The organism is Pontibacter silvestris (assembly GCF_020907275.1).
GTDB classification, from domain to species: Bacteria; Bacteroidota; Bacteroidia; order Cytophagales; family Hymenobacteraceae; genus Pontibacter; species Pontibacter silvestris.
Map to the genome: position 1 here is coordinate 1 of NZ_JAJJWI010000022.1, position 16,275 is coordinate 16,275.

Annotated in this window: 14 protein-coding genes and 1 riboswitch; of the genes, 3 read left to right on the plus strand and 11 right to left on the minus strand. The window is 43.4% G+C overall.

Features of this window, described 5'->3' with window-relative positions; all coding sequences use genetic code 11:
- Positions 1-463 precede the first annotated feature (463 nt).
- Positions 464-2,230 carry a chloride channel protein gene (locus LN995_RS17365; protein ID WP_229962357.1) on the plus strand — a complete coding sequence of 589 codons (1,767 nt, stop codon included), beginning with the start codon at positions 464-466 and terminating at the stop codon, positions 2,228-2,230.
- 220 nt (positions 2,231-2,450) lie between these two features.
- On the opposite strand, the gene LN995_RS17370 is transcribed toward LN995_RS17365, so the two are convergent.
- Positions 2,451-4,625, minus strand: coding sequence for a right-handed parallel beta-helix repeat-containing protein (locus LN995_RS17370; protein ID WP_229962358.1), 2,175 nt, complete (start codon positions 4,623-4,625; stop codon positions 2,451-2,453).
- A gap of 377 nt (positions 4,626-5,002) precedes the next feature.
- Between LN995_RS17370 and LN995_RS17375 the strand changes: the two genes are divergently transcribed.
- Positions 5,003-5,320 (plus strand): GIN domain-containing protein, encoded by a 318-nt coding sequence (locus LN995_RS17375; protein ID WP_317206967.1) that lies wholly within the window; start codon positions 5,003-5,005, stop codon positions 5,318-5,320.
- Between the two features lie 144 nt (positions 5,321-5,464).
- Here LN995_RS17375 and LN995_RS17380 read toward each other — a convergent pair whose 3' ends face one another.
- Positions 5,465-6,091, minus strand: a complete 627-nt coding sequence (locus tag LN995_RS17380) for an HAD-IB family phosphatase (RefSeq protein WP_229962359.1) — start codon at positions 6,089-6,091, stop codon at positions 5,465-5,467.
- Positions 6,092-6,277: 186 nt separating this feature from the next.
- Between LN995_RS17380 and LN995_RS17385 the strand changes: the two genes are divergently transcribed.
- A complete protein-coding gene (locus LN995_RS17385) occupies positions 6,278-6,538 on the plus strand; it encodes a hypothetical protein (RefSeq protein ID WP_229962360.1) in 261 nt (86 codons plus the stop codon).
- 66 nt (positions 6,539-6,604) lie between these two features.
- Here LN995_RS17385 and cobC read toward each other — a convergent pair whose 3' ends face one another.
- From cobC to LN995_RS17430, 9 genes are all read right to left on the minus strand, one after another.
- Positions 6,605-7,165 carry an alpha-ribazole phosphatase gene (gene cobC / locus LN995_RS17390; RefSeq protein ID WP_229962361.1) on the minus strand — a complete coding sequence of 187 codons (561 nt, stop codon included), beginning with the start codon at positions 7,163-7,165 and terminating at the stop codon, positions 6,605-6,607.
- On the minus strand, positions 7,150-7,938 hold the full coding sequence (locus LN995_RS17395; RefSeq protein ID WP_229962362.1) for an adenosylcobinamide-GDP ribazoletransferase: 789 nt from the start codon (positions 7,936-7,938) through the stop codon (positions 7,150-7,152). The genes cobC and LN995_RS17395 overlap by 16 nt, the downstream gene beginning before the upstream one ends.
- A 1-nt stretch (position 7,939) precedes the next feature.
- Positions 7,940-8,980: a nicotinate-nucleotide--dimethylbenzimidazole phosphoribosyltransferase gene (gene cobT / locus LN995_RS17400; RefSeq protein WP_229962363.1), complete on the minus strand. Its 1,041-nt coding sequence runs from the start codon at positions 8,978-8,980 to the stop codon at positions 7,940-7,942.
- A gap of 84 nt (positions 8,981-9,064) precedes the next feature.
- Positions 9,065-9,577 carry a bifunctional adenosylcobinamide kinase/adenosylcobinamide-phosphate guanylyltransferase gene (locus LN995_RS17405; protein WP_229962364.1) on the minus strand — a complete coding sequence of 171 codons (513 nt, stop codon included), beginning with the start codon at positions 9,575-9,577 and terminating at the stop codon, positions 9,065-9,067.
- Positions 9,574-10,170 (minus strand): cob(I)yrinic acid a,c-diamide adenosyltransferase, encoded by a 597-nt coding sequence (locus tag LN995_RS17410; protein ID WP_229962365.1) that lies wholly within the window; start codon positions 10,168-10,170, stop codon positions 9,574-9,576. The genes LN995_RS17405 and LN995_RS17410 overlap by 4 nt, the downstream gene beginning before the upstream one ends.
- A gap of 129 nt (positions 10,171-10,299) precedes the next feature.
- Entirely contained in the window at positions 10,300-12,501 is a 2,202-nt protein-coding gene (locus LN995_RS17415) for a TonB-dependent receptor (RefSeq protein ID WP_229962366.1), read from the minus strand.
- A 113-nt stretch (positions 12,502-12,614) separates the two neighbouring features.
- A riboswitch (cobalamin riboswitch) is annotated at positions 12,615-12,812 on the minus strand.
- Positions 12,813-12,860: 48 nt separating this feature from the next.
- Positions 12,861-13,931, minus strand: a complete 1,071-nt coding sequence (locus tag LN995_RS17420; protein WP_229962367.1) for an ABC transporter ATP-binding protein — start codon at positions 13,929-13,931, stop codon at positions 12,861-12,863.
- A complete protein-coding gene (locus LN995_RS17425; RefSeq protein ID WP_229962368.1) occupies positions 13,931-15,016 on the minus strand; it encodes a FecCD family ABC transporter permease in 1,086 nt (361 codons plus the stop codon). The genes LN995_RS17420 and LN995_RS17425 overlap by 1 nt, the downstream gene beginning before the upstream one ends.
- Positions 15,016-16,248, minus strand: a complete 1,233-nt coding sequence (locus LN995_RS17430) for an ABC transporter substrate-binding protein (protein WP_229962369.1) — start codon at positions 16,246-16,248, stop codon at positions 15,016-15,018. Before LN995_RS17430 ends, LN995_RS17425 begins: the two co-directional genes overlap by 1 nt.
- Between the last annotated feature and the right edge of the window lie 27 nt (positions 16,249-16,275).

Genomic DNA, 16,275 nt, shown 5'->3' on the forward strand with positions numbered 1-16,275 from the left:
CTTTTTATACCACCCCAACCACCCATCGGCCAAAGCCTTAATTACGCCCCTACCGACTAAGGGGCTTCAGTAGTAAATAAATAAGAATCATCAATGCGCTGGCTTGGCCAACTATGCCAGACTCTCCTGAAATAGTCTTATATTAGAGATTAATATTCTTAAATCAGGCTAGAACGCTATGTTTTTTCTTCACTTATAGTTATCGCCTTTATCTTTAGTCTCTTCCTACTAATTAATAACTTCTTTCTTTGTCTGTCTTTTGTTTTCAGCCTTAGTATGAATGGTTAAATAGAAACAATATCCTAAAACAATTATTCAGGTGAAGAAGTAACATCTTTAGATATTAAGTATATATTTATAAAGCTATCCTTTTAGGTTTAGGTATGAAGGATCAATATCGACGATCTACCTCGATACAAAAGATCAAATTTGAAAATAGCTTTAAATACTTCTGCAGGAGATAATGAGCAGACTAAACAGATACCAACTTACTTTTTTAAGGTGGCGCAGCAGGCAAAGTAATAACCGTATTCTTCCTTTTGTACTAAGTGTGGTAATTGGTTTAATTGTAGGCCTTTCTGCTATTCTTATCAAAACAATTATATTTTACTTTGAGCAATATGCCGTATATTTTGCTCCGAAACTCCTGTACTTTCTATTGCCATTGATAGGCTTTTTACTGGTAACATTTTTGAACAGGAACGTTTTCAGTAAAACGGCCTCTTTTAGTGGTGCCCGTAATGTAATAGAGTCAATCGAAAAGAATTCTTCTATCATAAAGTTCAGGCTAATTTATTCAAAATTTATAACGACAGGCCTTACTATCGGCTTCGGAGGTAGTTCAGGCGTTGAAGCTGCTATCATAACAAGTGGTGCTGCGGTAGGGTCTAACGTTGGTCAGTTTTTAGGCTTAGGTTATCGCTTACGCACGTTACTGATTGGTTGTGGTGTGGCGGCAGGTATCTCGGCTGTCTATAACGCACCGATGGGAGGTTTTATTTTTGCTTTAGAAACAATACTTCCTGAATTTACTCCAACTCTTTTGATTCCGCTGTTAGTAGCGGCTGCTACTGGTAAAATACTATTTGAGTTTATAATGGGGGAACACTTGCGCTTTAGTGTACCATTAACAGACTTTGATTATAATCAGATCCCGTTGGTTATTTTATTGGGAGTGCTGGGTATGCTTCTGTCCACTTACCTGCTCCGGACCTACAGTTTTTGCTTCAGGTATTTCTCCATGATAAAGAATGACTATTTGCGAGCTTTGGTAGGTGGAGTTGCCCTAGGCAGTATAATCTTTCTATTACCTCCTATGTATGGTGAAGGATATGTTAGCATTGATGCCTTGCTAAACTCAGAGGAACGTTCTTTATTCATTAATTCCCCTTTAGCCGCATTACCAAGTACAACCTGGCTTAATCTCGGGTTCTTCTTTCTCATAACTATGGCAAAACCTTTGAGCACAGGCATATGCGTAAGTTCAGGAGGAGAGGGGGGCTACTTTGCCCCTTCTATTATTACAGGAGGCTTTTTAGGTTTTTTCTTTTATAAGTTGGCAGTGCTTATTTTTCCTTATTATGGTTTAAACCAGGCAACTTTTATGTTTCTGGGCATGGCCTGTATTTTTGCCTGTATTATGAATGCTCCTGTTACTGCAATATTCCTGGTGGCAGAGATTACGCAGGGTTACCAGTTGTTTGTACCGTTGATGCTGGTTTGCGCTGTGTCCTACTTTCTTAAATACTATGTTGAAAACCTGAGCAAGAGCGTAGAACAACCTAAAGCGCAAGGTAAGGCTTTTAGAATAGACCGCATTTTGCTAAACCAGTTAAGCATTAGGCAACTGATTGAAGAAGACCATGCACCTGTTTATGAAGAAGCATCTTTAAGGGCTATTGTTGAGAACCTATCTAACGCTAACAAGAATGTGCTGCAGGTAATAGACGAAGAGGGTAATCTTAAAGGAATAATAACATTGAATGATATACGAAAGAGCCTTGGTGAAACATCGAATTATGATATTATTTTGGCTAAAGATTTGATGCAGCCACCATTAATTACGGTTGATATTGATGAACCCGCTTCTGAAGTTCTCGATAAATTTGATAAGAATAATTTATGGTCTTTGCCAGTGGTCAGGAAAGGGAAGTTTAAGGGATTTATCTCTAAAAACAGGCTTTTAACACAGTACAGAAATGAACTTACTCGTGTAAACCGCTTTTTCTGATAAATAGAATGAGAAAAGATTCATAGGGTAAGGAAATCAAACACTATTTAATTTAGCCTTTCGAGAAGTATCTGCTTATCATAATTCTTCTCCTCTGTACTGCAAGAAAAACAGGAAACAATTAAGCTGAAAAAAAAAGTAAACAATTTTATATTATAACTTCAGGCTTACATTTTTATGTAAAGCTTTAAGTTTTAAAGATAAGCCATCTCTTTGTTTGCTATCTACTTACTTTTAACATTTTCATTTGATATGATTTACCCTGATAGACAGCAGACACAAAAATGGTTTCTTGATCATATTGCTGTTCAAGCATAAGGGGAATTTTATTATTACCTTCTTCAAGTACAAGCGTTTTTCGCATCAGTATCCGGCCTGTTACATCTGTTAGCGTGACGTAAAGAGGTTCTTTTGCTATCGCGTCCAACTCTAAAATAAATTCTTTTATAAAAGGGTTTGGATAGGAGATAATGCCCATATTACCTTCAGTAATATCAACTGCCCTAATTACAGAATAGGAGGTAGCTGCATCTGAGTCAATTTGTTTCAGACGGTAGTAGCGGGTGCCATTACCAATAGTTGTATCTGTAAATCTATATTGTTGCCTGACTTGTGAATCAGGACCATGACTGGCTACAAAGCCTATACTTTGAAATGATTGTCCATCATAAGAAATCTGTACCTCAAAGCCTTTATTGTTCTGCTCCGATACTGTTTCCCATGTAAGTAACACATGACTTTCTTTCTTATACACCTGGAAAGAACTGATACTTACTGGATATGTACTAGCGTCAGGCTGATGAGCACCAATACTAAAACTGCTACGATCTAAAAGACTGGTTCCAAAAAAGTCAATTTCGCCGACATCTACAATATCAAAAGCTTCCTCTTTTAGATTCAGCCCCTTACCAATCATACCAGAGGTGGCTTTAAGTTTATAACTGGAAAGGTTGTAAAGCTCCCTTATGTTAAGGATGTCAGTTTCTTTGCCTGGATCTTCTAGCTCCGGATCAATTGAAAGCCCTAATTCACTACCGTTTAGTTTCTCCTGCTCTGTTGCATTTCTCCATTCTGGTAAAGAAGAATACAAAACTCCAGCCGAATTTATGTTAAAACTACTGCCACCTGACCAGTAGTTATTTCCTCCAAAATGAACACCTGTGTCCTTTTCCTGACGAACCAGTTCTAAGCCATCGGTAGTAAAGAAAATGTTGTTTTGTATTTTAGTATTAAAAATGCCACCGCTTTGAATATATATCGCCTTTGGAGACCCAGTGGCAGGCTTGGTAAGGTAAACAGTGTTGTTATAAATATGTGCATTCTGAATACCTCCATTAGCGCCAGTAGACCAAAGCTGAATAGCACCATAGCTGTTTTTGCGTCCATCATTTTTACTGATATTGTAGCGGATAGTAATATTTTTCATTTCAGGAGCATTCTGAAACTGGGCAATCAGGTAACCTGCACCATCATTATCATGTGAATAATTATATTGTAGAATAGAGTTGGTGCAACCGCCATCAAGATCAAAACCGCCCCCGTCTTTTCCGGAACTTGTTTTGTTATGGTGTGACTCATTAAATTGAATCACCAGGTTATTACATTGATACCCCCAGATACCCACTGGGCCACCATATGGCCATGAATTATTTTCCCCATTGTTGAAAGCCTCACAATATTCTACTAAAGCTCCGTCTACTCCTCCTATTAAAATACCATTTCCGGTATGAGAAGTTGGTTTATTATGTAAACCCAAATTATTATATACAATATTATAGCTTAAATAGAAATTTTTGTGGCAAATGGTCTGATCTGCATACGTAATAATGCCTACATCCCCATTATTATGAACAGTACTACGAGTGATAGATACTTCTTCAAATCCTCCTATTGCATTGTCAAGACTCATGATAGAAATTCCAGCATTTCTATAGCCCGAAACATCGACATTTTCTATATGAATGTAGTGCAGCATATCATTTAAATCTGTATGAAAAAAAATGCCTGTTCCGTTATTACCTGATCCACTACCTTTAAAAATTAGGTCCTTGATTTTAAAGCCTTCACCGTTATATACTTGAAGCCCTGATTCATCTCCACTATATATTATAGCCCTTCCATCACCAAAAGATCCTATGGTTATTGGTTTTTCTTCAGTACCAGATACTGTGGCATGACTGCCATTCTGCTCAGGTCCAAAATAGATCTTACTCTCAAAGGTCTGTCCTCCTTCAAACAGAATGATGTCTCCAGGGATAAAGGTTGTTGTATAAATGTTCGCTGTACCTTGCCAGGCCTCATCTATCGAAGTTCCGGTATTATCATCATCACCGCTGGTAGCACTTATATAGTAAGTTTCAGCTAAAGCGAAGTAAGCTCTTGTTGCTAATAGCAAAAAGAAAAAACAGGACTTCAGATTCATAAATATTAATTCAAAAGAATATTAAGTTTGAAACAACAAGTTCATTATGAGCTTTATACAGCTAGTAACTATTAAGGATGATTAAATAGCAATGAAATAAATAAGCTATATAGTTATGCTAATATATTAAAACTATGCATATACCAATATATAATATTGAATAATTCAGGAATAAAGTCTATAAAATTTTATTAGCTTAAATTTATAATCAAAAATACGATTTAACTCGCTGCAGTTAAGACAATAGATATTGTAGATGATTCATTGAAACAGTTACAGGACTTTCACTAAGAGGTTCGGGAAGAATATATAGCCAGTACTTTCTTACTGTTACAGATTAACCTGTAGAAATAAATGGATCAGGTAAAATTGAGCTTGAGGTAACAGCTACTGAGGTTATTACACGTGTCTCAGGCTCAGGGGAAGTGAAACTAAAAGGGGAAACGCAACAGCAGAGTGTTTACCTGAGCCAGTCAGGTAAACACTCTGCTGTTGGTCTGCATGCTCAACACGAAATCGTAAATCTAGCAGGTTCTGGTACTGCTGAAGTAAGAGCAAGTAAAACGTTGACAGTAGACTTAGCTAGCAGCGGTAGTGTGTACTACTATGGTAACTCAGGTATAAACACCAATATTAGTGGTTCAGGAAAAGTTTTAAAAAAAGGTTAAACTCTAAAATTAACATCTTCTCAGGATCATCATATACCTTAAATTGCAAGCAAATATGAGAAAAGCTATCAAGTTCATAGAAAAGTTTAGACATGGGCGACAGTATAAGTTCTGTTACTAATATGTTCTTGGTAGTTCCCGGGGTCAAGAATAAGGGGAAATGTGACCATTCTTTATCAGGAAAGCTTTTTCAGCTTTGTCCAGAATTTCTTCTTTACTGTCTGAATAGGCTTCTATAATACGATAAGGCTTTTCAGAAAAGGCCTCGTCTAGCCGTTTTAACTTTTCATTGTTCTTACAGGCCTTACCTAAGACTTTATAAGTGTTGTTCGTATATGCTACCCTTGTTCCGGCAAAACCATCTACTTGAAACAGCTTAAAAAGAGGCTTTACATAAAGTTCAAGTCCACCTGTAGCACAAAATATTTTGATACCTTTTTCACGTAACTCATCAAAATGTTTTTTTAGTTCCTGATTAAAGTTGGCAGGATATTCACGTTCCCAGAATTCAGCAGCATATTTTTCCACCTGGGATGGAGGTAGGTCATCTAAATAGTTAAAAAAGTTTTCTTTAAACTCTGTCTTATTTACCTGGTGGAGCTTTTTTAACACTTTATAAAAAGCCATCTGGAAAACAAACCACAGTCTTTTCGGTCGTTTTAAACAGATAAATTTATAAAATTCATCCTTTGAACTTTCGTTATAAAATGTGCCATTAAGGTCAAACACTACAACTTTAACTTCCCCACTAGTAGCCATTATTTCAAACACAATTGTTAAGCTTTACTATCACGTTATGTAGTGGTGTTTTGTTCTCCTTTATATGAGAAATCAGCCTAACGTGAAGCAGAAGTACAAACTTTAAATAAGTTATTTTGCAGCTTTACTGAAAATGATAAATTTAGAACTGGTTTAGCTCTGATTTAGTTATATCTTGTTGAGGGAAGATAAAATAATATGATGTTAGAATATTCGATGTTCCGTAAGCTTCCTACCTGGAGCCAGGCAGAAGTAGTAACTAAAAGAGGAACTTTATTAGCTGAACGTAAACAAGAAGAATGGTCTGTTTTACTTTATTCATTTAATAATTTCTTTGTTGAGCTTTGGGTAAAGGATCATTTAAAAATAACTACCACTTTCCAGAAAACCGCCAGCACCATAGCCATTGTAGAACCTTATATGGATGGAATCGACCTGGATGATTTTATGGAATTTTAAGCATGAAGCCAATAGCAGCCAGTTTGTTAAAATAAAGCTGCTGTTGGTTTGCTTTAAAATATGCATTCATGTTATCTTACTTACTAATCTCAAGTTGCCATTGGAATCTGTCTGTACACAATAGATATCCCCGAAAGCCACTTTTATATCAAACGACGAAATAAGAGGTAAATCTTCCATAGCAGCAAGTATAATCCGGATCACACCACCATGTGTTATGACAGCCACTTTATCAAAAGGCTGCTGTGTTATCTCAGTCCAGAAACGCATTACCCGTTCCTGCATTTGCACCATATTTTCTCCATTAGGCGGAGAAACATTCACAAAATCCTGCATCCACGGATCTAGTTCTTTCTGATCAACAGTGTCCCAGGTTTTGCCTTCCCATTGGCCAAAGTTTACCTCGTAAAGCCGTTCGTCGGTTTTGTATACTGTAGATATGTGGCGGGCAAGTGTGGCACAGCGTGAAGAAGGGCTGGAGAATACAGCATCGGGTTTAGCTGGTAGTTTCTGAAGCATATTATCTTTTTCTTGATTGAAAGAAGCTGCCAAAGGCACATCGGTGCGACCATAGATAGTTCCTTTGACAATAGCAGGTGTTGTATGGCGAATCAGGTAAACTTCCATAGCAATATACTTGTCAGGTAAATCAGAACTTCGCTTACCTGCTGAGTGGCTCCGAGACAGTCGCCGGTGTAGCCGCCTATCCATTTGCTGAAGTAGTTGCCGAGGTATAGCTTAAGCACGAATAGCGGAAACAGGAGGAGTAACAGTGCTGGTTTTAAAGTTGCTACTGAAAGCGCAAGCAATGGTACAAGTGCGAAGGTTGCTCCAATGTACAGGTTATACCTCTCTACAGCCTGGGCAACAGGTTTTACTTTGCTCTCTGAGAGCCGCACATAAGGGTGTGTGAAGATGAAAGTACAAGCCACAAAGCGGCTCAGGGAGTGGGCCATAACAAACAGCAGGATGAGGACCAGCGGCTGCGAAGTAGAAAGGCTTACCAGCGGTTGCAGCGACAAAAATTTTGTTCCAAGAAGAAGGATCAACCCCACGACACCATAGGTGCCAACGCGGCTGTCTTTCATGATCTCCAGTATCCTCTCTTTAGTCCAGCCGCCACCAAAACCATCACAGGTATCGGCAAAACCATCCTCATGAAAAGCGCCTGTAGTAATAACAGAAGTTACCATGGACAAGAGTATCCCCAGTGAAGGACCAAACAGAATGTTACCTGCCAGAAACGTAAATGCTGCGATACACCCTACCACCCAACCTACTACAGGTAAATACCTGGTAGACTGATTCAGTAGAGAATCCTCATGGCCAACCCAACCGGGGCAGGGGAGGCGAGTGTAAAACATGATCGCTGTCAGAAAAACATTCAGTTCTCGTTTCATATCAGGACTTATTACTTACGCCAGCGCTCTCAAAGCTCGCCATCTCATAAAGGAACGTAACAGCGCTTTGTAGCAGCGGATAGGCCACGGCACAACCTGTACCTTCGCCCAGGCGCATGCTAAGCCGTAGAAGCGGTGTTGCCTTTAGTTCTTGCAGTAAGAGCGCGTGCCCCTGTTCATCAGACTGGTGGCAGAAAACGGCATAAGGCATGATGTTGGCATCCATTTTATAGGCACAAAGAAAGGCAACAGAAGAGATAAAACCATCTACCAATACAAGCATACCTGCGCTGGCAGCCTCCAGCATAGCCCCAGCCATCATCGCTATTTCAAAACCACCAAAAGCCTGCAACACTTTAAGAGGATGGTTTGCTACGTTCTGATGAAAGTCCAGCGCCTGCTGTAGTACCCTATTCTTTTTCTGAAACTGCATATCGTCTAAACCCGTGCCTCTACCAGTACACAGTGCCAATGGTATGTTCAGAAGTTTACTCATTAGCACGGCTGCTGACGAGGTGTTTCCGATACCCATTTCCCCAAAACCGATCACATTGCAATTTTGCTGTTTTATTGCTTGCACGATTTCTTTCCCCTTCGCCATGCATGCCATACATTCTGCTTCAGACATAGCAGTTTCATTCAAAAAACTCCTGGTGCCATAGTTTATTTTCGCCTGTATCAGTTGTGGATGTGGTTCAAAGTCATGGTCAACGCCGGCATCTACAAGCGTAAGCTGTATGCCGTGTTGCTTTGTGAAAACATTAACAGCTGCTCCACCACCTAAAAAGTTTAATACCATCTGATACGTTACTTCCTGTGGATAAGCACTTACGCCTTCGCTGGCAATACCGTGGCTGGCAGCAAACACAACCATGTGTGGGTGCTTCAGCTGCGGCTCTAACGTTTGCTGAACAAGTCCGATCTGTAGTGCCAGCTTTTCCAGTTGCCCCAGCGCGCCGAGTGGTTTTGTTTTGTTATTGATCTTGTCCAGCAGTAGGGCTTTTATTTGCTGGTCGGGTAGGGAAATGGTTGGTAGAAGCATTTTAGAAAGTCTGAACAGAGGTTATTGTGCTTTGTCGGTTTTATTAAGTTTATCTGCTTGTATCAAAAATTAAAGAAGTTAAGCTCAAGGCTGCTTTTTCAGGTACAGGGGCAGACCAGAAACCATGAAGATGGCCTCCGATGCTTTGGCTGCCACATACTGGTTTGCCCAGCCCTGAAGGTCTGTGAACTTACGGCCTACTTCGGTGTCGGCATGCAAGCCCATGCCAATCTCGTTTGAGATGATCACGAAAGTACCTGGAAGTAAGCTGATCGCATCAATTTCTTTTTTGAATGCAGTTAGCGACCGCTCCAGGTCACTCTCGAAGTCCATGAAAAAATTGGTAAGCCAGAGCGTGACGCAGTCTATCACAACTGTGCGGTGCTGAAGCGGGAGCTGGTGCAGGTCTTTATAGGCCTCGTAATTTGTCCACTCCGGCCCACGCTCATCCTGGTGGCGCTGCACACGCTGCCTGAATTCCTCATCCCAGATTTTGGCCGTCGCAAGATATACAGGATTGGGACTTAAGCCTAAGGCCATGTCCTGTGCAAACCTGCTTTTGCCGCTGCGTGCTCCTCCGGTAATAAACGTGATCATGCCTGCTTGTCGTCTGGTTCAGTTTTTTTAAAACGCTTGTATAAAAACAGTTGCCATTTCTCTTCTGCTACACCGGCTTTGTCCATCTCGGCCCGGGCCAGTGTAAAGAACAGGTCCGAGAGGCGGTTAATATAAGCTGGGATAGCATCGTGTACTTCATCTTCCCGCATCAGCGTGACTAGTCTGCGTTCGCCCCGCCTCATCTGTGTGCGCACCATGTGGCACAGCGCGGAGATTTCGTTGCCGCCCGGCAGCAGGAAGTAATCCGAAGCGGTTTGCATGTTAGACTCCAGTTCATCTATCCAGGTTTCACAAAAGGAGGCACCATCCTCAGGCAACGGGTTCGTGTTTATTTTCTTGGCATCAGAGGGGCGCGCCAGGTGCGACATCATATCCATCATGTCTTTCTGTATCTTGTGCAGGTTTGGTTGCCAGGCGTGGTCGTTACCCAGCTTTACTCGCAGTAAACCTATCGTTGAATTCACCTCGTCTAGCGTGCCGTAGCAATTTACACGCACATCATCTTTATAAACCCGCTTGCCGCCAAAAAGCCCCGTGGTACCTTTGTCGCCTTTCTTCGTGTATATTTTCATCTGTATTAAATTTAAAGTTCTTCTGTTGATTTGGTGCGATTCTTTCAGACATGCACTTAAAGATAGCCTGCATCAGCTTAAGAAAAAGAAACCGGCAGAAACATTATGGTTTCTGCCGGTTAGGATAATTTAAAAATTAATGCCGTAACGAAGGGCATAATTTCGGCCCAGCAGGTTAAAGCCGCGTTTCTCGTAGTAGTTCTCGTCCGTCAGGTTTTTGACAAACAGCGTCAGCGAATGTCGCTTGGCATAGGTATAAGACGCTGAAAAGTCCATCACCATAAACGGCGGATATTTTATCTCCGGATAGGCTGGATCATTGAAGTCGGTGTCTTTTCTGTAGCCAACATAGCGGCCATTCAGGCGCAGGTTCAGGCCTTTCAGGTTATTATACTCCAGACCGTAGCTGCTTACAAGATCAGCTACATTGTAAATGTCCTTTTTCGTTTCAGAACCATCAGCATTAATGGTTACTTCCTCTGCTGTAAAATTGTAGGCGTTATTGGCAAACAGGCGCAAAGAATACTGGTAATCGCTTAGGGCTCCGAAATCATAGCCTAATTCTATTTCTAAACCACGAATGTCAGCTTTGTTGGCGTTTGTGTAAGTGATAGAAGATATAATAGGTTGCCCGTTCACAGTTTCTCCGTTCGCAGCTGCTACCGGAGATGTTTTGGTGATACGGTCTTTGATGTGCGTGGAGAAGTACGTTACATCAGCAGAGAAACCGGACTCCAGCTTCTGAAAACGCAGACCAGCATCCCAGGTAATGCTATTCTCATTCTCCAGGTTGGGGTTCCCGTACGTTACAGAAGCACCATTCGCAGACGAGGCCACAGAGTATCCGGCTACATTATAAGCATCAGGTGTTACAAAAGCTCGACCTGCTGTGGCATGTACAGTAAGAGGCTCTGTAAACTGGAACTGTACTCCTAAGCTTGGGCTGAAGAAAGGGTTCGTTTCTTTCCCTGGTACATACTTCGTCAGTAGTGGTGTATTCTTGATATCAAACGTGATAAAGTCGTAGCGTGCACCCGGCGTTATTATCAGTCTTTCCTTCAGAAAGCTTAGTTGCCCCTGTACATATATGCCCGTTGAAATCAGGCTATAGTTTGGGTTGTAGGGAGCTACATCGTTGCCGTCCACGCTAAAAGAGCGTGACTTGGCAGTTGCGTTAGTGTAATCTATACCGGCAGTTATGGTATGGCGGCCGATTTCATACACATCTTTTAACTGCAAGCCTTTCCATTCTGAACTACTACGGTATGAGCGGTAAGATGCTATAGGCGAGGTTTCGCCGGTAGTCCAATCTTGGGTATAAAGGTTATAGGTATCGGAAGTTTCCTCTGCGGCATAGCCACGCAGTAGCAACTGATGCCCAGCCACATTGCCTGCTATACTTAACTCGCTGTTATACCTGTCGATGTCTTTGCGGCCTGGCTGTGAGTTTCCAGCATCAATGTCACTTGCCGTTTCTACATTGTTTGCCAAAAAGCGTTCGCCTTTCAGGTCTACGCGCCAGTTATCGTTTAGCTGATACCCAAGCCTCAGGCTTCCGGTGTTATAACTTAAACGGGTATAGTCACGGCGTTCGCCGTCACCTCGGGTATCGTCCACATCCACATAAGCAGGGTCCTCGTTGGCGTACTTTTTCCTGGCTTTGTCGGCATCCAACCAGTCACGGAACAGGTTGCCATCTCCTAATTTGTAATTCTTGCTTCTGTCGAAAGAAAGGAACGACAGGTCAAAATCGAGTTTTTCAGTAATGTTACCGCCGGTTGCTCCACCTAGCTTCAGCGTCTCAAAAGAGCCATACTCTGCAAACAGAGAAGTTTTAACTGACCCCTGTGATTTTTTAGTGATGATGTTCACCACACCGCCCATTGCCTGAGAGCCATATAAAGCAGAGGCTGGCCCTTTCAGCACCTCAATTCGGTCAATATTGCTGGGGTTGATGGTGGCCAGGTTCGTTGTTCCTGCTGGTCTGCCGTCTACCAACAGCAACGTGCGCTGGTTTAGGCCGCTAAACTGCGGACGGAATCCTCTTATACTTACACCTGCCGATAATCCAGGATACTGTATAACGTTTACAGAGGAATTCTTCTTGATCAGGTCCGTAAACTCCTGCGCTCCCGTTAGCTGAATGTCTTTCTGGCTGATGACGTTAATGCTTTGCGGCGTTTTGCTTTTGTCTGTTTCTGAACGCGTGGCAGTTACCACGACCTCGCTTATATGGAGTGTTCTGACAGAATCAATAGGTTGCTGCTGTGCAAAAGCAGGAGCGGCTGTAACAGCCAGTAGTAACGATAAATAATGTAGCCTTGGCTTCATAATTGAATGTAATAGGTTTAAAAAATACATGATTCCGGGCAGCCACAGGCTACTATCCCTATCCTGGAAGATAGGAGTGCGCCTGCCTCCGGCATTTCACCCGAATGCTTTGTGCAAAAATTTATACAAAGGCAGGTCTTCTGGCTCTCCCGGCTCCTGATGGCCTTCCCATCCCTTTACAGAACAGTGGCTATACTTTATCAGGAGCTTTTTGCAGGATTACAGCAGCGGGGACTGCTCCGGACTTTCACCGGATTCCCTTTTAAGGCGACATGCGCTACGCATTCACCACCTATGTATCATCGTCGTTTGGAATGTGTATTTTATACTTTCATCTGGACTGTTTTTTTGAAAATGTATTAAGCTTTATCTTTTTCGGTTTGTTCCCTATGTATGCTTGGAGTATCGGCTGCTGCTCTTAAAGAGGAAAGGAGTGCAGCGATTGTTGGATGTTCCTGATAACTCCCTTCCTGCGTACTGACCCAAAGGCAGCCATTATTCTGCTCTGTTATTTTAATGGTGCATACCGCTTCAGCAGTGTCTGTAGCAACTATATACCCTTCGCGCTGTAGTGCCCTGCGGGTCCAGAATGCGGCGGCTCCGTGGCCAACAAGGTTTACTTTCTGCCCGGCTCCTTGGTGAATATTAAAGGTGCCGGTCTCTTTGTCGAAGTTGAAACCCGCTTTATCGAATGCTGCTTCAAAAGAACCATTCAGTACCAAATCCTCCGGAACACCTGTTGTCAGTTGCCCGCCCTGAGCAAGCAACCATACCTGGTCGCCCACCTGCAATGCCATGTCCAGCTCATGCGTGGATATGAGGATGGCTTTGTTTGTCTGCTTTGCCAATTGATGCAGCAGGCGCAACAGCTGCACGCGGTTCGGCAGGTCTAAATGCGCGGTGGGTTCATCGAGTATAACAAGCGGCGTGTCCTGTGCCAGCGCCCTGGCCAGCATTACTTTCTGACTTTCTCCGTCGCTTAACTGGTCCATCTTCCTGTGAATAAAGGCTTCTGTGTTTGTGGCCTCTATAGCCCAATGAATGATCTTTTTGTCTGCTGCACTTAAGGTTCCTAACCAGCCTGTATAGGGGTAGCGGCCCAGCGCCACCAACGAGTAAACATCCAGATTTCCTGACCTTACATTATCAGTTAACACCATGCTCAGCTTACGGGCCATCGCCGCGGGTTTTAACCTGGATATACTTTCTCCTGCGATCACTACACGGCCTTCCAGCATAGGCTGCAAACCAGATAGTGTCCGGATAAGTGTGGACTTGCCCGCACCGTTAGGGCCCAGTAAACAGATCAGCTGCCCCGGGTGCATCTCCAGTTGAAGTGGCCCGGCCACCTTTCTCAGGCGCTTGCTATTTAGCTTATACCCGATGCTCAGGTCCTGCGCCTGAAGTATAGGTTGTGTTGTGCTACCCATCAGAAAGAAGACCTTAAGTTGTTTCTACTCATAATGATCCAGATTACCACAGGAGAACCTACCAGTGCCGTAACCACATTGATGGGCAAGGCTGTCTGGCTGCCTGGCAGCTGCGCAATGATGTCACAGATAAGCATAAGCGCCGTGCCTGTAAGGCAGCAGTAGGGGATAAGTGCACGGTGATCGGAAATATTGAACAGGGAACGAGCCAGGTGCGGCACCGCAATTCCTATAAACCCGATTGGTCCGCAGAAAGCTGTGATGCTGCCCGCCAATATACTGGTACTGATGATGATCAGCAGGCGCGCCCGCCCCACGGTTAGTCCCATGCTGCGGGCATAGTTCTCACCCAGGAGCAAGGCATCCAGTAATTTAGAGGAGGAGAACGAGATAAAGAGCCCTATAAGCACGACACAGGCCAGTACATAAAGATGATTCTCTGTTACGCCGCCCAATGATCCGAACGTCCACATGAGGTAGTCTTTTATCTGATCAGGGGCGCTGAAATACTGCCAGATACTGATAACAGAGATCGTGATGTTGCCGATCATCACGCCCACGATCAGCATAACTACATTATCTTTCAGTTTAGCAGAAATAGCCACGATGATCAGCATGATGAAGGCTGAACCAAGGGTAGAGGCAAGTATAAGCAGCCAGCTACCTGATATGCCTAGTTCTTTGATCGAGTAAATGCTGGCGATGCTTCCGGCAGAGAGCATCACTAGGGCAACGCCCAGACTTGCCCCCGAAGTAATGCCAAGCACCGAGGGACCTGCCAAAGGGTTACGGAAAAGTGTCTGCATCTGTAAGCCGCTTATAGACAGGCCACAACCAACTAAAACCGCTGTCATGGCTTTTGGCAGACGGATTTTTTCAATAATATAAACCCATGCCGCATTTTCAGAACTATGCCCGGAAAGGATGGCCACGACCTCTTTTAGCGGAATATGAATAGAACCCAGCACCACATCCAGCATAAAGCACAGCAGCACCAGCAGGAGCAAGCCATACACCGCAAACCTGCGACGATGTGTTGTCGGGAGCAACGCCTCTTCCAGAACAGGATGTATTTTTGCTGCCATTACCGGATGGGTTTGTAGTAGACAAGTTCATGCCCGGGCAGTAGCTCAGGGTGCAGTATCCTAATAAGGTCAGCCAGTATAAGGTGCGGGTTTACGGCGCCGGATTCCCAGTAGTCATTTGCGCCGATGTCGTTGACGCGTTTGTTATTATTGAAGATCGTGCCCTGCCGGAAAGGTTTAAAGTCTTTGTAGCGCACATCTCTGCCGGCAATGTCTTCTTTGGTATCTACATAACCCACATTCAGCCAGAAATCCGCCTGTAGGGCTACTGGTGCCACTCTTTCAAAATCCAATTGCAGACTACCTTTGCCCTGCACATCAGACCACTCATAGGTCGTGGCGGCATCCTTCAGGAAGCGCGCCATATAACTGTCTCCATCCGGAACAGCCCAGGTTCCTTTAAAAGGCATACTGGTTATGACGCTTGGTTTTGTTTTCGCTTGGCTGGTGAGGTCCATTAACTTGTGGTACTCCTGCTCTACGTTGGCAAACTTTTCGTTTACCAGTGCTTCTTTATTCAGCAGGGCTGCCAGCAGTTTTACCCACTCTGCACGGCCTAAAGGGGTTGTTTCCAGCCACTCTGAATTTATCATAACAGGTATTCCGGCAGCTTGCAGCGTTTGATAAAGACTTAGCTTTGCATCGGGGCTGCCGGTAACCATCACCAGGTCAGGCTGCATCGAAATAAGAAGCTCGTTGTTCAATGCGCCTCCGTTTCCTACTTCTTTTACTTTACCTGCTTTTATGTTTTCCCGCACATGAGCAGAAGAAACATACTTCAGGTTTCCAAGGCCTACGAGTACATCTGCCGCTTCAGCAAAATCCACGAGCCCCACGTGCATAGACGACATCCCTACCAGTTGCTGCACCGGTATTTCAATAACCTGCACATCCGGAGAGTGTGAGGGAACCGCTGTGCCTCTTTGTACCAGCAGGTACTGCAGCGTGTCTACCCGGTCTTCAAAGTGATTCAGGATGTTGACCATTTTATATGTGCCGTGGTACGATAAGGTAAAGCCTTTTGCGTACCTGATAGTTGCCTTATCAGGAAAGACATCTTCCTGGGCAACAGCATAATTAATCTTGTTGTCTTTTGAGGCATGTTCACAAGAGGTAGCAAACAGCAATGCGCAGCACACACACAGTAAGGTGCGAATAAGTGATAGGGGGTAGGCTGACAGGAAAATCCCTTTCCTGCAGACCTGCGTAGGTTTTCTGCTTCTTTTTTTCATGGCTCTTCGCCTTTCTTCCGAAAGCTG